The 20,807-nt window shown below is 50.9% G+C and carries 19 protein-coding genes and 3 pseudogenes; all 22 read left to right on the top strand.

Annotated features, from left to right (window positions below; translation table 11 throughout):
- Positions 1-79 precede the first annotated feature (79 nt).
- Positions 80-661 (top strand): annotated as a pseudogene (locus ACLM7Z_RS12000) (phage portal protein); the annotation flags it as partial.
- Positions 558-905: pseudogene (locus ACLM7Z_RS11995) on the top strand (ATP-dependent Clp protease proteolytic subunit); the annotation flags it as partial. The pseudogenes ACLM7Z_RS12000 and ACLM7Z_RS11995, both read left to right, overlap by 104 nt.
- Positions 906-1,455: 550 nt before the next feature.
- Complete coding sequence (locus tag ACLM7Z_RS11990) at positions 1,456-3,252, top strand: reverse transcriptase/maturase family protein (RefSeq protein ID WP_087017951.1); 1,797 nt, start codon at positions 1,456-1,458, stop codon at positions 3,250-3,252.
- Between the two features lie 127 nt (positions 3,253-3,379).
- A pseudogene (locus ACLM7Z_RS11985) lies at positions 3,380-3,748 on the top strand (ATP-dependent Clp protease proteolytic subunit); the annotation flags it as partial.
- A gap of 13 nt (positions 3,749-3,761) precedes the next feature.
- Positions 3,762-4,934, top strand: coding sequence for a phage major capsid protein (locus ACLM7Z_RS11980; RefSeq protein ID WP_435645182.1), 1,173 nt, complete (start codon positions 3,762-3,764; stop codon positions 4,932-4,934).
- A gap of 73 nt (positions 4,935-5,007) precedes the next feature.
- A complete protein-coding gene (locus ACLM7Z_RS11975; RefSeq protein WP_435645181.1) occupies positions 5,008-5,283 on the top strand; it encodes a head-tail connector protein in 276 nt (91 codons plus the stop codon).
- Entirely contained in the window at positions 5,283-5,615 is a 333-nt protein-coding gene (locus ACLM7Z_RS11970; RefSeq protein ID WP_435645180.1) for a phage head closure protein, read from the top strand. Before ACLM7Z_RS11975 ends, ACLM7Z_RS11970 begins: the two co-directional genes overlap by 1 nt.
- A gap of 1 nt (position 5,616) precedes the next feature.
- The gene (locus ACLM7Z_RS11965; RefSeq protein WP_435645179.1) at positions 5,617-6,003 is read left to right on the top strand and encodes an HK97 gp10 family phage protein; all 387 of its coding nucleotides are present in this window, start codon (positions 5,617-5,619) and stop codon (positions 6,001-6,003) included.
- A complete protein-coding gene (locus ACLM7Z_RS11960) occupies positions 5,996-6,316 on the top strand; it encodes a hypothetical protein (protein ID WP_435645178.1) in 321 nt (106 codons plus the stop codon). The genes ACLM7Z_RS11965 and ACLM7Z_RS11960 overlap by 8 nt, the downstream gene beginning before the upstream one ends.
- Before the next feature lie 2 nt (positions 6,317-6,318).
- Positions 6,319-6,900 carry a major tail protein gene (locus ACLM7Z_RS11955; protein ID WP_435645177.1) on the top strand — a complete coding sequence of 194 codons (582 nt, stop codon included), beginning with the start codon at positions 6,319-6,321 and terminating at the stop codon, positions 6,898-6,900.
- The gene (locus ACLM7Z_RS11950) at positions 6,897-7,271 is read left to right on the top strand and encodes a hypothetical protein (protein WP_435645176.1); all 375 of its coding nucleotides are present in this window, start codon (positions 6,897-6,899) and stop codon (positions 7,269-7,271) included. The genes ACLM7Z_RS11955 and ACLM7Z_RS11950 overlap by 4 nt, the downstream gene beginning before the upstream one ends.
- Positions 7,268-7,432, top strand: a complete 165-nt coding sequence (locus ACLM7Z_RS11945) for a hypothetical protein (protein ID WP_435645175.1) — start codon at positions 7,268-7,270, stop codon at positions 7,430-7,432. Before ACLM7Z_RS11950 ends, ACLM7Z_RS11945 begins: the two co-directional genes overlap by 4 nt.
- A gap of 98 nt (positions 7,433-7,530) precedes the next feature.
- Positions 7,531-10,683, top strand: coding sequence for a phage tail tape measure protein (locus tag ACLM7Z_RS11940; RefSeq protein WP_435645174.1), 3,153 nt, complete (start codon positions 7,531-7,533; stop codon positions 10,681-10,683).
- Positions 10,680-11,330 (top strand): hypothetical protein, encoded by a 651-nt coding sequence (locus ACLM7Z_RS11935; RefSeq protein WP_435645173.1) that lies wholly within the window; start codon positions 10,680-10,682, stop codon positions 11,328-11,330. Before ACLM7Z_RS11940 ends, ACLM7Z_RS11935 begins: the two co-directional genes overlap by 4 nt.
- On the top strand, positions 11,327-12,766 hold the full coding sequence (locus ACLM7Z_RS11930) for a phage tail spike protein (RefSeq protein ID WP_435645172.1): 1,440 nt from the start codon (positions 11,327-11,329) through the stop codon (positions 12,764-12,766). The genes ACLM7Z_RS11935 and ACLM7Z_RS11930 overlap by 4 nt, the downstream gene beginning before the upstream one ends.
- Positions 12,767-12,770: 4 nt before the next feature.
- Positions 12,771-14,594 (top strand): hypothetical protein, encoded by a 1,824-nt coding sequence (locus ACLM7Z_RS11925; RefSeq protein WP_435645171.1) that lies wholly within the window; start codon positions 12,771-12,773, stop codon positions 14,592-14,594.
- 9 nt (positions 14,595-14,603) lie between these two features.
- A complete protein-coding gene (locus ACLM7Z_RS11920) occupies positions 14,604-15,575 on the top strand; it encodes a hypothetical protein (RefSeq protein WP_435645170.1) in 972 nt (323 codons plus the stop codon).
- Between the two features lie 5 nt (positions 15,576-15,580).
- Positions 15,581-17,443: a DUF859 family phage minor structural protein gene (locus tag ACLM7Z_RS11915; RefSeq protein ID WP_435645169.1), complete on the top strand. Its 1,863-nt coding sequence runs from the start codon at positions 15,581-15,583 to the stop codon at positions 17,441-17,443.
- 54 nt (positions 17,444-17,497) lie between these two features.
- The gene (locus ACLM7Z_RS11910) at positions 17,498-17,920 is read left to right on the top strand and encodes a phage holin family protein (protein ID WP_435645168.1); all 423 of its coding nucleotides are present in this window, start codon (positions 17,498-17,500) and stop codon (positions 17,918-17,920) included.
- On the top strand, positions 17,913-18,704 hold the full coding sequence (locus tag ACLM7Z_RS11905) for an N-acetylmuramoyl-L-alanine amidase (protein ID WP_435645167.1): 792 nt from the start codon (positions 17,913-17,915) through the stop codon (positions 18,702-18,704). The genes ACLM7Z_RS11910 and ACLM7Z_RS11905 overlap by 8 nt, the downstream gene beginning before the upstream one ends.
- A gap of 177 nt (positions 18,705-18,881) precedes the next feature.
- Positions 18,882-19,127, top strand: a complete 246-nt coding sequence (locus ACLM7Z_RS11900) for an SHOCT domain-containing protein (protein WP_435645166.1) — start codon at positions 18,882-18,884, stop codon at positions 19,125-19,127.
- A 53-nt stretch (positions 19,128-19,180) separates the two neighbouring features.
- Positions 19,181-20,746, top strand: a complete 1,566-nt coding sequence (locus tag ACLM7Z_RS11895) for a recombinase family protein (RefSeq protein WP_435645165.1) — start codon at positions 19,181-19,183, stop codon at positions 20,744-20,746.
- Positions 20,747-20,807 lie beyond the last annotated feature (61 nt).

Genomic DNA, 20,807 nt, shown 5'->3' with positions numbered 1-20,807 from the left:
GAGGTGTAAGCACGGTTTGGAGAGAGGCTTGTGCAAACCTACACTGGAAACAGTGCAAGGCGGCACTTGCCTACTCTACATGAAGTACACACCCATCTCCATTTCACCGGAACAGGCGCAGTTTTTGGAGACCCGAAAATTTCAGATTGATGAAATTGCTCGAATCTTCCGAGTACCGCCCCACATGGTCGGCGACTTGGAGAAGTCGAGCTTTTCTAATATTGAGCAGCAATCGCTGGAATTCGTGAAGTACACGCTGGAACCGTGGATCGTCCGCTGGGAACAGTCCATCAACCGGGCATTGCTTTCGGATACAGAAAAGGCTGATTATTTTGTGAAATTTAACGTGGATGGACTGCTGCGCGGAGACTACCAGAGCCGGATGAACGGCTACGCCACCGCCAGGCAGAATGGCTGGATGTCCGCCAACGACATCCGGGAACTGGAAAACCTGGACCGCATTCCTGCCGAACTTGGTGGAGACCTATATCTCATCAACGGGAACATGACCAAGCTGCAGGATGCGGGAATCTTTGCGGGAAAGGAGGAAAACGTAAATGAAGAAGTTTTGGAACTGGATGAATCAGGCTCAGACGGAAACGGAACCGGAGCAGCGGGTTCTCACGCTGAACGGCACCATCGCCGAGGAAAGCTGGTTTGACGATGATATCACGCCCCAACTGTTCCGGGAGGAACTGAATGCCGGGAGCGGTGACATCACGGTCTGGATCAACAGCCCCGGCGGCGACTGTGTGGCTGCGGCCCAAATCTACAATATGCTCATGGATTACAGAGGCAGCGTGACCGTAAAGATTGACGGCATCGCAGCTTCAGCAGCTTCGGTTATCGCAATGGCAGGTAGCAAGGTTCTGGTATCTCCGGTCTCTATGATGATGGTTCATAATGTGCGTCCAGATAGGGCGTTTCTGATAGCAGGTTAATGGTACCTGTTCCCCACAGTTACGGGGAAGTCAACCCACCTAACCGAAAGGCGAAAGCTGACACGGGAACATAGCACGGTGGGAAAGCGGTAAGTTGCCAAAGATTCCAAGGCACTACTGAACTGCAATGACAAGAGGATATGAGGATGAACTTGTAATAGTGAATGCGAGATACAGTGTCCATTATCATTGGAACGGGAAACGGAATCTAATATCCCGTGGACAGCGCCAGCCGATAGGGTTGTGGTCGGCGTGGGTAACTGTAATGCTGTCCCACAAGCTGGAGAACCAGCCGAAAGGTCTAAAGCACATCCGACAATCCTTATACCAAGCAGAAACGTTAACTGGAGATTGCCTAAGTCAGAATGCTTATAAAGCTATGTACACAGGTACTGAATATCTGATATGGCAACGGAGTCCCCATAGTAGTCTGAGGTGGGAACACCCACTACACGGCGAAGGGGGACAGTTCTAACGATTCAAAATAAGAAGATGAAAGGGAGGAGAAGCCTCAATGAATCCAACATCGGATATTTTGGAACGAATAGCAGAAAGTTCTAAGTCGCATACTGACGGCGTGTTTACGAGGTTGTACAGATATCTTCTCAGAGAGGATATTTATTTCACTGCCTATAAAAACTTATACGCTAACGCAGGAGCGTCAACAAAAGGTACAGATGACGATACAGCGGACGGATTCGGTGCTAAATATGTTTCAGATATTATCGAGTCATTGAGAAATCTGGAATATAGCCCGAAACCAGTGCGGAGAATCTACATTCCGAAGCACAACGGAAAACTGCGTCCTCTGGGAATACCATCATTTCGAGACAAGCTTATACAGGATGCCATAAGGCAGATACTGGAAGCGATTTATGAGCCTATATTCAGTGACGATTCGCACGGATTCAGACCTGGCAGGAGCTGTCACACAGCATTTGACAGGATAAAGTACGGATTTAACGGAACAAAATGGTTCATAGAAGGCGATATCAAAGGGTGTTTTGACAATATCGACCATAAGGTGTTGCTGAATATTCTCTCGAAAAAAGTCAAGGACTCAAAGCTGATTAACCTGATAGGTGCTTTCCTGAAAGCTGGCTATATGGAGGAATGGAAGTATTTCCAGACCTACAGCGGCACGCCACAGGGCGGCATACTTTCCCCAATTCTTGCAAATATATACTTGCACGAATTGGATAAGAAAGTTGCGGAGATAAAGCAACGGTTCGACAGCAATGAACCCAAGAAATATACCGAGGAATACGGCGGAATATGCCACAGAATCAGCACGCTGCATAGGAAGAGTAAGAATAACCCTGATTCCCCAGACCGTGAAAAGTGGATAGCCGAAGAGGTGGAACTGAAACGTCAGCGCGTCAAGATACCAGTATATCAGGACAATAACAAGCGTATCTGCTACGTCAGGTATGCGGATGATTTTCTGATAGGGGTGGTAGGCTCAAAAGAGGATTGTGTGGAAATCAAGGCTGAACTGAAGGATTTTTTGGCAGCTGAACTGAAGCTGGAACTTTCGGATGAAAAAACCAAGATAACACACAGTTCAGAGTCAGCAAGATTTCTGGGATATGACGTAAGTGTCCGAAGGTCGCAGGAACTGAAGCGCAGGAGTGACGGGGTCAAGCAGAGGACGTTAAATGGGACGGTCATGCTGAATGCTCCGTTGAAGGATAAAATTGAAGAATTTCTGATTAGCAACGGGTACGGGGTCAGGACTGCCGATGGCAGGATTGTTCCGATAGCCACGAAAGGATTGCGAAACAGAAGCGACTTTGAAATTGTCTCAACCTACAATTCACAGATGCGGGGAATCTGCAACTACTATCGGATGGCAAGCAACTTCCCGAAGCTGGATTATTTCGTTTATATCATGGAATACAGTTGTCTGAAAACCTTGGCAAGCAAGCACCAAACAACTATGGCAAAAGCAAGAGGCGACAGGCGGACGGGCAAACGATGGGGTGTCCCGTATGAGACTAAGACAGGCACAAAAACGCTTATCTTTCTCAACATGACGGATATCCGAAAGAGCCGTAAAGCCAAGCTGGATAATGTCGATGCCGTTCCTAAGAGTGTATCGAAGCAAAACGAGATAAAGAACAGGCTGAATGCTGGAATTTGCGAGTTATGCGGATGCGACAGCGAACCAGTTGTAGTGCATCACGTTCAAAGCCTTAAGGCACTCAAGGGGAAATCTGCGTGGGAGCGGAAAATGCGTTCTATCCGCAGGAAAACTTTAATCGTGTGCGAAACTTGCCATAACAAGATACACAATAAGACTTTTTGTTAATCGTCAGTAATTAGAATGGAAAGCCGGATACTCGGAGACGGGTACGTCCGGTTTGGAAGGGGGACTGTGCAAACCTACTACAGAAATGTAGCAAGGCGGCACTTTCCTACCTTACCCTTCCACGGCAGCGTTTGGTGATTCGACAGAAATGCAGAAAGCCATCGCCATGCTGGACGAGGTCAAGGAATCCATCATCAATGCCTATGAAATCAAGACAGGGATGAGCCGCACCAAGCTGTCGCACCTCATGGATTCGGAAACCTGGATGGATGCCCACACCGCTGTGGATCTTGGTTTTGCCGATGAGATTATGACCCGTCCGGCAGACACTGGCACAGAGAATTACGCTACCGGACCGATGCTGTTCTCACGGGCGGCGGTTACCAATCACCTGATGGACAAGCTGGCGGCAAAGTGCCGCATCGAAAAGAAACTCATCAAACCGGAACGCTTCGTGGATGACCTCATGGAGCGGCTCAACCTAATGAAACCTTAAGGAGGATTTTACTATGACGATTCAGGAACTGCGCGAGAAGCGCAACACCACATGGAATGCCGCCAAGGCGTTTCTGGAATCCCACCGCACTGAAAAGGGTACCCTGACCGCCGAGGATGATGCGACCTACACACGCATGGAGCAGGACATCGTTGACCTAGGCAAGGAGATCGCACGATTGGAACGTCAGGAGGCGATGGAGGCTGAGCTCAACAAGCCCGTAAACACACCGCTTATTTCCAAGCCTGCATGCAGCAAGCAACCGGAAGCAAAGACTGGGCGTGCATCCGATGAATACCGCAAGGGAATGCTGACTGCCCTGCGCACCAACTTTCGTCAGGTCAGCAATGTCCTGCAGGAAGGTGTGGACGCGGACGGCGGCTACCTCGTTCCCGAAGAGTATGACCGCAGACTGATTCAGACCCTGTCCGAGGAGAACATCATGCGCCGCCTTGGCCATGTGATCACCACTTCCGGTGAGCACAAGATCAACATCGCAGCAACCAAGCCCGCCGCCGCGTGGATCGAGGAAGGCGGTGCGCTCCAGTTCACTGATGCTACTTTCGCTCAGATTCTGCTGGATGCCCACAAACTGCACGTTGCCATTAAGGTGACCGAGGAACTTCTCTATGACAATGCCTTCAATCTGGAAAGCTACATCATCGAGCAGTTCGGCAAGGCGCTGGCCAATGCCGAGGAGGATGCCTTCCTCAACGGAAGCGGTGTTGGCCAGCCCTTGGGCCTGTTTGCGGAGGTCGGCGGCGGTCAGGTGGCCGGTACACTTTCTGCCGCGCTCAAGTGCGACGATGTGCTGTCACTGGTCTACGCTCTGAAGCGCCCCTACCGCAAGAACGCTTCTTTCATCATGAACGACAAGACCGTGTCTCAGATCCGCAAGTTCAAGGACAACAACGGAGCCTACCTCTGGCAGCCTTCCTACCAGGCGGGTGAACCTGACCGCATTCTGGGCTACAGCGTCCATACCTCCGAATATGTGCCGGAAAATGCCATTGCTTTCGGCGACTACAGTTATTACAACATTGGTGACCGTGGCACCCGCTCCTTCAAGCAGCTGACCGAACTCTTTGCCGGTAACGGCATGATTGGCTATGTTGCCAAGGAACGTGTGGATGGAAAGCTGATCCTGCCGGAAGCTGTTCAGATTCTCAAACTGAAATCTGAATAATCCAGAACAGCTCTGGTGTTACTCTGTAATTATGAGTAGCAATGTCTGCTTTGTAGAATTGAGGTGATAAGCAATGCTTGTAACGCTGGATGAAATAAAAAGCTATCTGCGTGTTGATTTTCCTGATGATGATATACTTCTGGAACATCTGATTTCCTCGTGTGAAAAGCTTTGCATGGATGTGGCCCGGATAACAGATATCGATGCCTTTGAAGCGGAACCGGATGCTCGGATTGCAGTCATGTATGCTGTGGCATATCTGTACGAACACCGGGAAGAGGCCGACCATCATCAGTTAACTCTTACACTTCGGGCATTGCTGTTTGGAATCCGACGGGAGGGATTCTGATGAAGATTGAATTGATGAATGTACGCATTCACATCAGCAAAAACACGGTGACAGTAGATGCTATCGGCAACCATAGAAGTGAATGGCAACCCTACTACACATGTTATGCCACAGTTAGTGCCGAGGGCGGCAAGGAAATGACCGATGCCGGGATGGTGGTGGACGATTCCACCATTGATTTCACTATCCGATGGTGCAGGCAGTCCGCTGTGATTACTTCCACGGGCTACCGGGTCCAGTTTCAGGACGAGCTGTACGATATTCTTTCAGTAGATCACATGAATTTCAAGCGCAAAAGCATCAAACTGCACTGCCGGAAAGTGAGACGGTAAGATGGCAAACGCGAGGATTTCCATTGACGCACTCTCCGAAACCGTTATGAAAGAGCTGAACCAGTATGCCGATGTGGTCTGTGACGATATGAAGGAAGCAGTGAACAGCGCCAGCACAATGGTCAGGGATCAGATCAAGGCAACCGCGCCAAAAGATACAGGGGCTTATGCCAAAAGCTGGTCTGTGAAAAAGACCAAAGAGACCGCCAATGCTTTGGAGGTTACAGTGTATTCCCGCAATCGCTATCAATTGGCGCATCTTTTGGAATTTGGTCATGCAAAGCGTGGAGGTGGGCGTGTTGCTGCTCAGCCACATCTTGCAAATGCAGAAGCTCATGGAATTGAAATACTGGAACACAAGATTATGAGGTGCATGACAGATGGATAAATTACTGACCGTCCTGCAAGAGACTGGCATTCCGTATGCTTATGACCACTTTAGCGAGGGCGAAGCTCCCGAACCTCCATTCGTATGCTACTTGTTTTTCGGAAGCAATAACTTTGCTGCTGACGGACATGTATATTATAAAATCAACGAGGTTCATGTGGAATTATACACTGATTGCAAAGACTTGTCAGTGGAACGGACATTAGAGGATGCGCTGGATCAGCACGGTATTTTTTATGAAAAGTCTGAAGTTTGGATTGAGAGCGAAAAGCTCTATGAAGTTCTGTATGTTTTTGATGAGGAGGCTGATTGAGTATGGGAAACAAAGTAAAATATAACCTGAAAAACGTCCATGCCGCCAAGCTGACGGAAACCGTCACGGAAGGTGTGCCATCGTTTGCGTATGCAAAACCGCAGGCCATCCCCGGCGCGGTCAGCATCAGTCTGGACGCAGAGGGCGAATCCAGCCCGTTTTACGCGGATGGCATTGTGTATTTCCGTTCGGCAACCAACAACGGATATTCCGGCGATCTGGAAATCGCCTTGATTCCGGAGTGGTTCCGCACGGACATTTTACAGGAAAAACTGGACAAAAATGGCGTGCTGGTGGAAAACAGTACAGTCGCGGAGAGCGTGAAATTTGCCCTGCTGTTCGAGTTCGACGGCGACATCAACGCTATCCGGCATGTGCTGTACAATTGCAGTGCATCGCGCCCGTCGATTGAATCGGAAACGAAGGAGGATACCATTGAACCGGGTACAGAAAAGCTGTCCATTACGGCAGACCCGCGCTCGGATGGCCTGGTCAAAGCCCGCACAGGAGACACAACCGACCAGACGGTGTATGACGGCTGGTACCAGTCGGTCTATCTGCCGACAGAGGAGGAAGATGGATGATCAAGAGAGAAATCGAAATCTGCGGCAAGCTGGTGCCGTTTCGTTCGTCTGCTACGGTGCCGCGCCTGTATCGCGCCAAATTCAAGCGCGATATTTTTAAGGACCTCAGCAAGCTGGAAAGCTCGTATAAAGGGAATACCGAAAACGGAGATGTATTTCAGATTGAAGATTTGGAAATCTTCGAGAACGTCGCGTATATCATGGCATATCACGCGGACAATTCGATTCCGCAGGACATCAACGACTGGCTTGACCAGTTCGACATGTTTTCGATTTACGAGGTATTACCGCAGATTCTGGAACTCTGGGGCGATAACATGCTGACAGATGTGACGGCAAAAAAAGAATTGGCAGAAGTGAACGGGAAATGACCACGCCGCTGTTCCTTCTGCGCTGTGTGGAGCTCGGTATTTCCGTCCGCGATCTGGATTTGTTGACCATCGGGTTGGTGCTGGATATGTGGACGGAAAAAACCAATGACGGCGTGAAATATAATCGCATTGCGACGCAGGAAGATTTTGATAAGTTCTGATGTTCTATCTTTGGCATCGACCAGCAATGGTTGGTGCTTTCTCTATGCCCGGAGCAATCCGGGCTATTCTTTTGCCCATTTGGGGAGGTGATTGACACATGGCGAGCAGAATCAAGGGTATCACAATCGAAATCGGCGGCGACACCACCGGGCTGGACAAGGCACTGCGGTCAGTCAACTCCTCGATTCGCACAACACAGTCAGCCTTAAAGGATGTCAATCGCCTCCTGAAGCTCGACCCATCCAACACACAGCTGCTCACGCAGAAGCAGAAGCTGTTGAAGGATGCCATCAGCGCCACGAAAGAGAAGCTGGATTCTCTGAAGGAAGCACAGATTCAGGCGAAGCAGCAGCTGGAAAACGGCACGCTCGGTCAGGACAAGTATGACGCGCTGGAACGTGAAATCATCGAGACCGAGCAGGAGCTGCAGCGATTGCAGCAGCAGGCAGTTACGACCAATGCGACGCTGGAAAAGATCGATGTGGTGGGCGGAAAAATGGAAAGCGCCGGCAATGCCATTGCGGGTGTCGGAAAGAAGCTGTCAGTTGCATCGACTGCGGTTGCCGGTCTGGGCGTGGCGGCAGTTAAGACAACAGCGGACTTTGATTCTGCTATGAGTCAGGTTGCCGCTGTGTCCGGCGCAACTGGGGATGACCTGCAGGCGCTTCGGGACAAAGCACGCGAAATGGGAGAAAAAACGAAGTTCTCCGCATCCGAAGCCGCAGAAGCTATGAATTACATGGCAATGGCAGGCTGGAAAACCAGGGATATGCTGAACGGCATTGACGGCATTATGAATCTGGCGGCGGCTTCCGGCGAGGATTTGGCGACAACCTCGGATATCGTCACAGATGCGCTGACTGCGTTTGGATTGTCCGCCAAAGATTCCGGCCATTTTGCGGATATTCTCGCCGCGGCGTCATCCAATGCGAATACGAATGTCAGCATGATGGGCGAGACCTTTAAATACTGTGCTCCGGTTGCCGGTGCGCTGGGCTACAGCGCAGAGGATACGGCGGAAGCAATCGGCCTGATGGCGAATGCAGGCATCAAATCTACGCAGGCAGGTACGGCACTGCGCTCCATTCTGACCAAGCTGCAGGGCGATATCAAACTGACGGGAGCAAATTTCGGAGAGGTCACCGTGGCGACCACCAACGCAGACGGCAGCATGCGCTCGCTGGGCGATATCCTCGGAGATTTGCGCGGTTATTTCGCTCAAATGACGGAATCCGAAGCGGCAGCGACCGCGGAAACGCTTGTTGGACGGGAAGCCATGTCTGGTTTTCTCGCCATCATGCAGGCAGCCCCGGCTGATATCAAGAAGCTGAACTCTGCCATTTCAAACTGTGACGGTGTCGCGGAGAAAATGGCAAATACCATGCAGGACAATCTGTCCGGGCAGATCACAATCCTGAAAAGCCAGCTGCAGGAGCTGGCAATTTCTTTTGGCGAAATGCTGATGCCTGCAATTCGCGCCGCTGTCACAGCGGTTCAGGGCTTTGTGGACAGGCTGAATAATATGGATGAAGGCACGCGAAAGGCTGTGCTCGCTGTCCTGATGATTGTCGCCGCCATTGGGCCGTTTCTGGTGATTCTGGGAACGGCGATATCCAAAATCGGCGTGGCAATGCAGGGCTTTGTCAAACTGGAAAAGGGCTTTAGCAAGCTCCAGCTTGCGATTCAAAACGGGACAGGCCTGATTGGAAAACTGGCATCTGCACTCGGCGGTATCACAGCTCCGATTGCTGCAATTATCGCGGTGATTGGGGTGTTGGTTGCCGCTTTCGTGCATCTGTGGAACACAAATGAAGGCTTTCGCAGTTCGATCATCAACACATGGAATCAGATAAAGTCGGCGTTTCAGACCTGCTGCACGGCAATTGTCGGGATGCTGAACAGCCTGGGTTTCAACTTCACCGACATTACGGACATGCTGCGTTCCGTCTGGAACGGATTCTGCTCGCTATTGGCTCCCGTGTTTGAAGGTGCATTTCAAGCAATTGCGGCGGTTCTCACAACCGTACTCGGCGTGATTACCGGTATTGTCCAGACATTTACCGCAGTCTTTCAGGGCAACTGGAGCGGCGCATGGCAGGGTGTCAAAACCATATTTTCGTCCATCTGGAATGGCATGTCATCCATTGTCAGCACGGTACTGCAAACCATTCAGGGCATTGCGGATGCCATGCTCGGCTGGTTCGGTACGAACTGGCAGGCCGTGTGGACGGGGATCAAGACCTTTTTTGAAGGTATCTGGAACGGCATGGCCACATTTCTATCCACGGTCTGGACAACCATCTGCAATGTCGTGCAGACGGCGGTCATGCTGTTGGGCTCGATCCTGCAAGCGGCATTTGATGTCATCACGCTCCCATTTCAGCTCATCTGGCAGAACTGCCAGGATACGATTGTTTCCGTATGGGATGCCATCAAAAGCAGGGTTTCCTCGGCTCTTAACGCGGTAGCAGGTGTCATTTCCTCCGTTATGTCCGCGATTCTGGCTGTCATCAGCAGTATCTGGTCCGCAATTCTGGCGAAGATCAGCACGGTTTTGAATGCGGTCAAAGGCGTGGTCACTACAGTGTTCAACGCGATCAAAAGTGTTGCGTCTACCGTCTGGAATGGGATTAAATCCGTGATTGCTTCTGTCGTGGACGCCATTCGGGGTAAGGTTTCCGTCGTATTTGATGGGATGAAATCCTCGGTATCAGCGGTGTTCAACTCCATCAAATCCACGGCAACGTCGGTCTGGAACAGCATCAAAACAGCGATCACCAAGCCGGTGGAGGAAGCAAAGTCCAAGGTAAAGGCCTGCGTTGACGCGATCAAGGGCTTTTTCTCCGGCATGAAGCTGTCCCTGCCGCATATCAAACTGCCGCATTTCCATGTTTCCGGCAAGCTGTCCATCGATCCGCCGAGTGTCCCGCACCTGTCCATCGACTGGTACAAAGAAGGCGGCATTCTGGCAAAGCCTACCATATTCGGCATGAACGGCAGTTCCCTGATGGCAGGCGGGGAAGCCGGAGCGGAGGCGATTCTGCCGCTGTCGGCATTCTATAAGCATCTGGAATCCATCCTCGCATCCAAGCTGGACATGACGCGCATGGAACAGTATCTTGCTATTATCGCAGACAACAGCGGAAAGGGGATTTATCTGGATGACGGCACACTCATCGGCAGGCTGTTGCCCGGCATTGATGCCGGACTGGGCAAACTGCAAAAGCAGAAAAGGAGGGCAACGATATGATTCCTGACATTTATCTCAATGACAGTTCCATGCTGTTGTGCGGCTGGCTGCGGGAATCGGTCGACTTTCCTGCGCCGCAGCCACAAAACGACATTCTCACAGTGCCGGGACGGAATTCCCCTATCCGCTATGCCGAAGCACTTGGCAGAATTTCATACCAGCCGCGGGAATTTACCGTGGTTCTGTCGATGCTCGGAACACACGCTGGTTTTATCGAACGAAGTTCTGACATGATAAACCGGTTCAATGGGCGGCTGGTGAACGTGACGAAAAGTGAAGCCCCGGAGGTCTATGCGGTTGGCACGCTCCTGATACAGCCGTCCTATGACGCACTCACCGGAAAAGGGATTGTGACCATCTCCTGTACGGATGCGGACGCCTATCTGTATCATGTTAATGAGACCGTGCAGTCCGTGACCGGAAGCGCCGCAATTGTCCTGGACAATGATTTCATGCCGGTTGTTCCGACAGTCACGACCACAGCCCAGACAACGCTGTCGTGGTCGGTTTCAGGGGATTCATTCACAAAGACACTGAGTGCGGGCACATGGACGATTCCGGAACTGGAGCTTCAGGCCGGAAGCAACACGATTACTGTTTCCGGCGCAGGCACGACCACCTTCCGCTATCGGGAGGGACGGTTATGAAGCTGTTCCGTGTCTATGTGGACGGCGCGTTGTTTTATCATCCGCACCTGTCGAAACTGTCAATCACAGAAGCAAAGCTGACAGAGGACGCGGAGGGCGTGGACAGCTTCACACTTTCTGCGCCGCACGACCATCCCTATTTGTCGCGGATTCAGCCGATGGCGTCCGAAATTATGTGCAAATATGGCGATGCCATTGTATTTAAGGGCAGGGCGTTGGACATCGGCACGGACTTTTACAACACGCATTCATGGCAGTGTGAAGCGGCGCTGGCGTATCTGCGCGACAGTCAACAGCCGCCGTTTTCATATACCGGAAGCCTGCGCGGACTGCTGGAGCTGTTCCTCAACAACCACAATTCCTCAGTCGAAAGCCGGAAACAATTTATTCTGGGTGATGTCACCGTCACGGATTCCAATGATTATATCAACCGCAGTTCGTCGGAGTATCTGGACACCATGAGCGCGGTCAAGTCCAAACTGCTGGATACGCATGGCGGCTATCTGCGGGTACGGTATGAAAACGACGGGAATTATCTCGACTGGCTGGCGGATTTTGATGTGCGTTCCGCGCAGACAGTGGAGTTCGGAAAGAACCTGCTGGATGTGAAAATAGAAGAATCCCACGAAGACCGTGTGACGGCGCTCATCCCGTTCGGCGCAAAGATCACGGAAACCGACGAAGACGGCAACAAAACCGAAACGGATCAGCGTGTGACCATAGACTCTGTCAACGATGGCAAACATTACGTCTGTGATGAAGCGGCAGTGGAGAAGATCGGCTGGATCTGGACAACGGAAATCTGGGAGGATGTCACACTTCCGCAGAATCTGCTGGCCAAGGCGAAGGCGAGGGTGAAAATCCTGTCAAAAGGTATCAGCAGTATTGAGCTGTCCATTGTGGACGAGTCGCTCACGGGCGCGGATATCGACGACATTCACGCCAGACAGTACGTGGTCTGCAAGTCCCCGCCCCATGGGCTGGATGATACTTTCTTGTGCACCGGAAGGACACGGGATTACCTGAACGCTTCGGGAAACACCATCACCATTGGCGCGGAGCGCGCCGGAATTGCGTCCGTTACAGCGAAGCAGAATCCGGAAAAGCTCGTGCAAAACGTAAAAATCGAGCTGGAAGAACAGATTTCCTCGATAGAGCGCAAACATCTGTACCGGGTCGAAATCACCACCAAAGGCTCGTATATCTTCACGGATAAAGGCATGGCAGCGGTACTGTCTGCCCATGTGTATGCGTGGAATACAGATGTCACTGCAAAGCTGGATGCGTCCTGTTTTGCCTGGCATCGCAGTTCTTCGGATGAAGCCGCCGACGCGGAATGGGACAGCTATCATGTCGGCATGAAATCCATCACAGTCACAACGGAGGATGTACAGGACAATGCGTCTTTCCGGTGTGAAGTCAATATTCAGGAGTGAAAATATGGCAGTTTTAACCTCATCTCAGCAGACATTCGTGGACATCACCGATCAGCGGAAGCTGTCCGCGTATATCACGTCCAACCTTCCGAAAACACAGGTGGAAGACCCGAATGTTTTGCCGCACACCTATGCGCCGAGCTGGGACTCCGGCAATCTCAAGCTGACACCGGTTATATTTCTCGATCAGACCAGCGTTGCGCTCGGATCGACCGGATTGACCATCACATGGAAGCGCAAAGACGGTGCGGGCGCGGAATCGGCGCTTGCGTCCGGGGAATCGGCATCCGGCGGTATTTTAACCGTCAGTGAAAACAAGCTGTCTGCGGCGGCTTCCGGCATGCTGACCTATCTCTGTTACATCAGCTATTACGATGCAGAGACGAAAAATACCGTCAATATTACCTCGGATATCACGTTTACGCTGGTTAAAAATGCGGAAAATGCACGGCTTGCCTATGTTACAGCGGACACTTATGTATTCAAATACAACACCAGCTCCACCCTCGTCGGCGCAACGCAGGCAACTCTGACCGCACAGGTGCAGGGCGTTTCCATCAGCAAGTGGCAGTACAAAAACAGCGCGGATGCTTGGGCGGATTATCCGACTACCACGGATAACACCAGCATTACCGGCGGCACGCTGGTAGTCAAGCCGTCCCACGCGGTATTTGTGGATAATGTCGCACAGATCCGATTAGTAACTGATGATGCGGATGTGTATGATACCGTCACGATCACGAAAATTTATGACGGCGCGAAGGGAGATACCGGTGCGACAGGGGACAAGGGAGATACCGGAACAGGCGGCCTTTCCGTCATCCTCGGCAACGAATCACAGACCATTGCCTGCACGAATGGAGGTCTGGTGCAGTCAGCTGTTGATGTGACCATCCCGTTTGTCGGGTATATCGGCATCACGCAGACCGCGTGCACCTGTGCCGTGGGCACCCTGCCGTCCGGCGTAACCACCAAATCCAACACAGCGGCAACGGCGAGTGCCGCAGGCTCTGTTGTGCTGACCTTTGCCGCAAATGGTACGCTGGGCGGCGCGAGCGTGATGAACGGCACGATTGACCTGACCTTTACTATCTCCGGCAAATCGGTAGTGAAGAAATTCGGCTGGTCAAAGTCCGTCAAGGGCAACACCGGTGCGAATGCCATTGTGTTTTCCGTCTATGCGCCGAACGGCACAGTCGTACAGAACCAGTCCGGCACGCTGACGCTGGCAACTGCGGCATACAACGGCAGTACGGAAATCACCAGCGGTGCGGCTTATCAATGGGCGAAATATGTATCCGGCAATTGGCAGGATATCTCCGGCGCTACCTCTTCCACATACACGGTCAGCGGCGCGGATATTGTGAATATCCAGTCATACCGCTGTACGATGACATACAACAGCAAGGCCTATGTCGATGTCATTACCGTGGAGGACAAATCCGACCCGTATGTGTCCGAAATGCTCTCCATTGGCGGCTTTACGGTCAAAAATAATCTCGGTGGTGTCGTGCCATACGTGATTGTGCGCACTAACCAGCAGGAGGTTGATGCTTTGAAGGGTGCGATTTCAGAAACTGCCCCGTCCAGCCCGGCATCTGGCGCGTTCTGGTACAAAATTGACCATACAGCAAAGACCGTCACCCTGATGAAATACAACGGCTCCGCGTGGGCGGCGGCAACCGAAACACAGGAGCTGACCTACACCTGGTACAAGCAGGACAAGGACGGCAATGCCGCCGCTTTCGATAAAACCGGGAAGGTCATCTATCTGTCCGCGGATGAGATCGACAGCCTTGCGACGCTGCAATGCGATGTGTCGAAGTAGGTGATTGGCGTGGCAATTTTAACCTCCTGCCAGTCGACCTTTACAGACATGACAGATATTGAAATCGGTGGCAGAAATTTGGTTCTGAACTCTGACACTGAGCTTTCAGTGAAAAATATGTACCGAACCTATGCACTTTCAGAGTATGGCAAAAAAGCTGTTTCCGGCAGGACAGTGACTGTTTCACTGGATACCTGCTCTGATATCGATGGAGTGACGATTGACGTATATATTCGGAAGGTCATAGACGGCACCGGAAGCAGCTGTAACAAAAAAGCAAGCATTCGGAATGTCGGGATGGAATATCAGCGTTTTTCCGTCGTGATTGATGTACAAACGAGTGATTTTATTGAACAGGTTGCTGTCCGCAGTAATTCCGCCAGCGGAACAGGATACAGCACCACTGCGACGGTATACGCTAAGAATATTAAAGTGGAAATCGGCAATGTACCGTCTGACTGGACGCCCGCTCCGGAGGATACCAGGCAGGTCATTGATACAACCGCAGAAGAACTCCGCGAAAGTATTGTGGAACAGAGCACCTCTCTGGTTAACACCTGTCAGGAAATACTTTTTTCTGCTCTGACGGATTACACCGAAACAGGTGATTTTACACAGTTCCGGGAATCCACCGAAGCACAGCTGAAGATTCTGTCAGATCAGATTTCATTGAATTTCTCTGATGTCACTTCGGAGCTGACCAGAATCAACGGTGATTTACAGGAGAAGTTCAATACAATCACGAAATATTTCACATTCAGCGTCAATGGTCTGACGATAGGACAGGTAGATAACCCATATAAGGTCATTATCGACAATGACCGCTACAGCATGACAGTCAATGATATGGAAGTGCTATGGATTGCAGGCGGCGAAGTGCATACGCCGGAGCTGACGGTCACAGACCGGCTCAAGCTGTTCGGCTATCAGCTTATGCTGGACAGCTCCGGCAATCTGAACTGCGAATATGTAGGAGTGTGATTGATATGGCAGCATCAGGAAGTTTTTCTAAGGTGTTCAGCACAGGCTATACGCTGCTTGTGGAGTGGACGGAAAGTAATGTGGACGCACCGAACAATCAGAGTGATATCACGGTTACGGCAAAGCTGAAAGCCACAGGATCATATCATATTTCTTCCTCTGCATCCAAAAGCATCAGCCTGACAATTAACGGAACAAAATATTCAGGCACCTGCACAGTGGGCATCAGTGGCGGCGAAACAAAGACGCTGATGACCAGGACAGTAGCAGATATCACACACGGCACAGATGGCAGCAAAACAATTTCCATCTCATGTTCTCTTGATATTCAGGTAACGCTGTCCGGCAGCTATGTATCGAATGTGTCAACCTCCGGCTCGGCAACTCTGACAAAAATTGCACGATCCAACACGTTATCTGCCAGCAACGGCACATTGGGAACAGCGCAGACATTGACTGTGACCAAGGCGGATTCCAGCTTTACACACACGATCACATATACGTGTGGTTCCGCATCCGGTACCGTCTGTACACAATCCGGCAGTACGAGTATCTCATGGACACCTCCGCTCACACTGGCTTCTCAGGCACCGTCCGGTACATCAGTGTCTGTGACGTTTACCATCCAGACCTATTCCGGCAGCACAGCACTGGGAAGCTCATCGAAAACAATTACCTGTGCTATTCCGGCGAGTGTGAAGCCGTCGATTTCCATCGCAGTTTCAGACAATAACGGCTATGCATCGACATATGGCGCCTATATTCAGGGATTGTCCTGTGTGAAGGTCACAGCAACGGTTACGATGCAGTACAGCGCGACAGCATCCGGCTATGACGTGACAATTGACGGGAAGAAGTATACAGCAGGAACGTCTGCGTCAGTGGTTTCTGATGCACTGACGAGTACGGGCAGTCTGACGATTACAGCCTCTGTCACGGATTCCCGTGGGCGCACGGCGAATACAACACAATCAATTACGGTTCTTGCATATTCGCCGCCGTCTATTACGGCATTTACCGCAAAGCGGTGTGATTCGTCTGGAAATTTGTCTGCTACAGGCACATATCTTAAGGTCACATTTTCGGCATCCATCACAGACTTTGGTGCTGCTGCAGGCAAGGCAAATACAGCCTCTTATGTGCTGAAATATAAAAAGACCTCCGCGTCCGCTTTCACATCCACCACTCTGTCGAGCTATTCCGGTAAATTCGCTGTCACGAGCGGCTCGTACCGGTTCTCTGCCGATAAAGCATCTGCATATGACATTGTGCTGACTGCAACCGATGCGTTTCGGTCTTTCACCTATGCTGGCAAAGGCCCGGCGGCGATGACGTTGTTTTCCTTCCTGAAGGGCGGCATGGGAATTGCATTCGGCAAGGTTGCGGATACAGAGGGCTTTGACGTCAATCTGCCTGCCATCTTTCGCGGAAAACTGGCGTTTGATTCCGATGCGGCAACCTCCATGCTGGATTACTGCCATCCGGTCGGCACGATCTATGAAACGGTGGATGAAAATTTCGATCCGGCAGACACTTGGGGCGGTAAATGGGAGCGCATCAAGGATAAATTTCTGCTTTCTGCCGGTGACACGTACACAGCCGGAAGCACAGGCGGCGAAGCGACACACAAGCTGACCACCTCTGAAATGCCGTCACATTCCCATCGGTCTTACGTGTACAACAGCTCCGGCACAACGAGCTGGACACCGACCTATGGAAGCTATGCGCTCACGGTAGGTTCTGTCAATAATTCGTCTCCGGTCAAAACATGGGGTGCGACGGTTGCGCTGGACAAAACCGGAGGGTCTTCTGCGCACAACAACATGCCACCGTATCTCGCGGTCTACGTCTGGAAGCGCACGGCATAACAACACAGGCGGCTGTCTTCGGATAGCCGCTTTTCAGATAGAAGAAATCAAATAATGAAGGAATTTTGGAATGGAATCCAGCTGGTATTCGCCGTCATTGGCGGCTGGCTGGGCTGGTTTCTGGGCGAATGCGATGGGCTGATGTATGCGCTGATTGCATTTGTCATTGCGGACCACGTCACCGGCGTGATGTGCGCCGTTTCAGACAAACGGCTGTCCAGCGAGGTCGGATTCAAAGGAATCTGCCGGAAGGTACTGATTTTTGTTCTGGTGGGCATGGCAAATATTCTGGATATGCATGTGATTGGCACCGGCTGCGTTCTTCGCACGGCGGTGCTGTTTTTCTATATCTCGAATGAAGGCGTGTCTGTGCTCGAGAACGCCGGTCACTTAGGCCTGCCGGTTCCGGCAAGGCTGCTGAATGTACTGGAACAGCTGCATGAGGACGCGGAACAGGAGGATATTGACAATGAGTAAAACAATTACAACTGGATGGATTTCGGATAAAATCAATGGAATCGCGGTGACACAGTCTGCCTGCTCGTCTCAGAATTATGCGGCTTGCGCGAGCCGCGTGGTTTCCTATATCGTGATTCATTACACGGGAAATTCCAGTGATACCGCAGCCGCGAACTGTAATTATTTCAAAACAGGCAGACGCGGCGCATCAGCACATTTCTTTGCGGATGATACGCATATTATGCAGTCCGTCAAGCTGAAGGATCGTGCATGGCATGTCGGCGCAAATTCTTATAAGCACAAGACCTGCCGCAACACGAATTCCATTGGTATTGAGATGTGCACCAGCGGCAGTTATAAAGTGAGCGCGAAAACAAAACAGAACGCGGCATATCTCTGTGCTTATCTTTGCAAGCTGCTGAGCATTACGGCAGGGCAGGTAGATACCTATGTGCTCCGCCACTGGGATGTCACCGGCAAAAACTGCCCGGCACAGATGGCAGGAAACGGCAATATGGAGTGGACGGCATTCAAGGCGGAAGTGAAATCGATTCTGAACGGTAAGCCGAATGCATCCAACAGCGCTCCCGTCTCAGCGTCGTCGTTCAAGGTTCAGGTCTCTATTTCGAATTTGAACATCCGCAAGGGACCGGGCACGAACTATGCCAGGACCGGAAAAAAGACGGGCAAGGGCGTGTTCACGATCACCGAAACAAAGTCCGGCACAGGATCAAAAGCCGGATGGGGCAAGCTGAAATCCGGCGCAGGCTGGATCTCGCTGGACTATTGCACCAGAGTATAGCCATAAACAAAACTTTACAAAAATAACCAGAAGAATATGATTGTTCTTCTGATTATAGGATTGATGGCCTGTGAGGGGATTTTTTTCCTTGCAGGCCCTTTTCCTTGCTCTTTTTCGTCCATAGACACTTCTAATGTCCAGAATGTAGTGAGGAAAGACCTTAGAACGGAGGAAATCATGAATACTACGGAAACAAAATCCATATTACACGAAGCTAATATTACAGATCATTTAAACCTCGCTTCAAGATCTATCACGCAGGAGGAATTGCAGCGAGACTATAACTACTACAGAGCCCAGAAGACGGCAGAAACCATGCTGGAGCGTGGACTTATTTCCTTGTCGGAATTCAACAAATTAACTCAGATAAATCGGGATACTTTCTCACCATTTTTGGCCGAAATCATGCCGGAAATTCGTTGATAATACACGATTTTAGAGCTAAAATGTGACACTGATCAAGGAGGTGAACGACCATGAAAAGGATTAGTAAAATCGAAGGTGTGCAGGGAACGCGGATCAAAAAGCGTAAGCTCCGTGTGGCCGCTTACTGCCGCGTTTCCACCGACAGCGACGCACAGCTGGAAAGTCTGGAAGCACAGAAAAAACACTATGAAAATTATATCACTGTTCGTGATGACTGGGAATTTGCTGGGCTTTATTACGACGAGGGCATCACCGGAACCAAGAAGGAGAAGCGTCCTGAGCTGATGCGTCTGATTGCGGACTGTGAGGCGAAGAAAATAGATTTCGTTATCACCAAGTCCATCAGCCGATTTTCCCGAAACACAACGGACTGCTTGGAACTGGTGCGAAAGCTGCAAACTCTGAACATCTCCATCTTTTTCGAGAAGGAAAACCTTAACACCGGATCGATGGAAAGCGAGCTGTTTCTTGCTATCCTCAGCAGTATGGCGGAATGTGAATCGGTATCCATTTCCGAGAACAGCAAATGGTCTGTGGAGCGCCGTTTCCAGAATGGCACATTTAAGCTCAGCTACCCGCCCTATGGCTATGATTGGGACGGAACAAATCTGGTTATCAATGCGGAACAGGCTGAGATTGTAAAGCGTATCTTTGCGGAAGCACTCTCCGGAAAGGGCGCTGATGCGATTGCTGCCGGATTGAACGCGGAAGGTATTCTGGCAAAGAAGGGGAGCCACTGGACGTCAACTACCATTCTGGGAATGCTGGCCAATGAGAAATATACCGGTGATGCGATCTTCCAGAAAACCTACACGGATTCCGGATTTAATCGCCATCGGAACATGGGGCAAAAGGATCAGTATATGGTAGCAAATCATCATGAAGCCATCATCAGCAAAGAGGACTTTGAAGCGACTGCTGCCATTATAGCCCAGCGCAGAGCAGAAAAGGGTGTAGTCAAAGGTTCCCGAAAATACCAGAATCGATACGCTTTTTCCGGCAAAATCTTCTGCGGCGAATGCGGTGGCAGTTTTAAGCGCAGAGTTCACAGCAGTATCGGTGGAAAATATGTAGCATGGTGCTGCGCAACCCACATCCAAGACAAGGATAAATGCTCCATGCTTTTCATCCGGGATGATGACCTGAAGCTGGCCTTTGTTACCATGCTCAACAAACTTATCTACAGCCACAAGCTGGTCTTGAGACCGTACCTGAAGGCCATTCAGGAGAATTCCAGTGACGAAAACCTGCACCGTATTCAGCATCTGGAGCACCTGTTGGAGCAGAACACCGAGCAGCGTGAAACGTTGACAAAGCTCATAGCGCAAGACTATATTGACCAGATTCTCTACAACAGAGAAAACAATGCACTGCTGTCACAAGCTGACGGTTTCCGGGCAGATATCGAAGCATTGAGAACGAACATGACCGGAGACATGTCACGGGTTAGGGAAGCAGAGCGCCTGCTGCACTTTACAGAAAAGGAACATATGCTGACAGCCTTTGACGATATTTTGTTTGCAAGATTTGTTGACCACATTGATGTGTACTCCCGACAGAAAATCGGTTTTGTCATGAAATGCGGTCTTACTTTTCAAGAAAGGCTTGGTGATTAAATAGCACATACACCGTTTGGCTACCGGATTCGGAAGGGAAAAGCGATAATTGACGAGCCTG

Origin of the sequence: Butyricicoccus porcorum (assembly GCF_051246315.1) — a bacterium.
Lineage (GTDB): Bacteria > Bacillota > Clostridia > Oscillospirales > Butyricicoccaceae > Butyricicoccus_A > Butyricicoccus_A porcorum.
This window is presented reverse-complemented; position numbering and strand designations above follow the sequence as displayed.

Excerpts from the sequence above, each read along its gene's own strand:
- ACLM7Z_RS11990 (WP_087017951.1), top strand. The coding sequence starts at position 1,456 with ATGAATCCAACATCGGATATTTTGGAACGAATAGCAGAAAGTTCTAAG.
- ACLM7Z_RS11965 (WP_435645179.1), top strand. The coding sequence starts at position 5,617 with ATGGCAAACGCGAGGATTTCCATTGACGCACTCTCCGAAACCGTTATG.
- ACLM7Z_RS11980 (WP_435645182.1), top strand. The coding sequence starts at position 3,762 with ATGACGATTCAGGAACTGCGCGAGAAGCGCAACACCACATGGAATGCC.
- ACLM7Z_RS11975 (WP_435645181.1), top strand. The coding sequence starts at position 5,008 with ATGCTTGTAACGCTGGATGAAATAAAAAGCTATCTGCGTGTTGATTTT.
- ACLM7Z_RS11945 (WP_435645175.1), top strand. The coding sequence starts at position 7,268 with ATGACCACGCCGCTGTTCCTTCTGCGCTGTGTGGAGCTCGGTATTTCC.
- ACLM7Z_RS11930 (WP_435645172.1), top strand. The coding sequence starts at position 11,327 with ATGAAGCTGTTCCGTGTCTATGTGGACGGCGCGTTGTTTTATCATCCG.
- ACLM7Z_RS11950 (WP_435645176.1), top strand. The coding sequence starts at position 6,897 with ATGATCAAGAGAGAAATCGAAATCTGCGGCAAGCTGGTGCCGTTTCGT.
- ACLM7Z_RS11925 (WP_435645171.1), top strand. The coding sequence starts at position 12,771 with ATGGCAGTTTTAACCTCATCTCAGCAGACATTCGTGGACATCACCGAT.
- ACLM7Z_RS11940 (WP_435645174.1), top strand. The coding sequence starts at position 7,531 with ATGGCGAGCAGAATCAAGGGTATCACAATCGAAATCGGCGGCGACACC.
- ACLM7Z_RS11905 (WP_435645167.1), top strand. The coding sequence starts at position 17,913 with ATGAGTAAAACAATTACAACTGGATGGATTTCGGATAAAATCAATGGA.
- ACLM7Z_RS11970 (WP_435645180.1), top strand. The coding sequence starts at position 5,283 with ATGAAGATTGAATTGATGAATGTACGCATTCACATCAGCAAAAACACG.
- ACLM7Z_RS11955 (WP_435645177.1), top strand. The coding sequence starts at position 6,319 with ATGGGAAACAAAGTAAAATATAACCTGAAAAACGTCCATGCCGCCAAG.
- ACLM7Z_RS11910 (WP_435645168.1), top strand. The coding sequence starts at position 17,498 with ATGAAGGAATTTTGGAATGGAATCCAGCTGGTATTCGCCGTCATTGGC.
- ACLM7Z_RS11915 (WP_435645169.1), top strand. The coding sequence starts at position 15,581 with ATGGCAGCATCAGGAAGTTTTTCTAAGGTGTTCAGCACAGGCTATACG.
- ACLM7Z_RS11900 (WP_435645166.1), top strand. The coding sequence starts at position 18,882 with ATGAATACTACGGAAACAAAATCCATATTACACGAAGCTAATATTACA.
- ACLM7Z_RS11895 (WP_435645165.1), top strand. The coding sequence starts at position 19,181 with ATGAAAAGGATTAGTAAAATCGAAGGTGTGCAGGGAACGCGGATCAAA.
- ACLM7Z_RS11960 (WP_435645178.1), top strand. The coding sequence starts at position 5,996 with ATGGATAAATTACTGACCGTCCTGCAAGAGACTGGCATTCCGTATGCT.
- ACLM7Z_RS11935 (WP_435645173.1), top strand. The coding sequence starts at position 10,680 with ATGATTCCTGACATTTATCTCAATGACAGTTCCATGCTGTTGTGCGGC.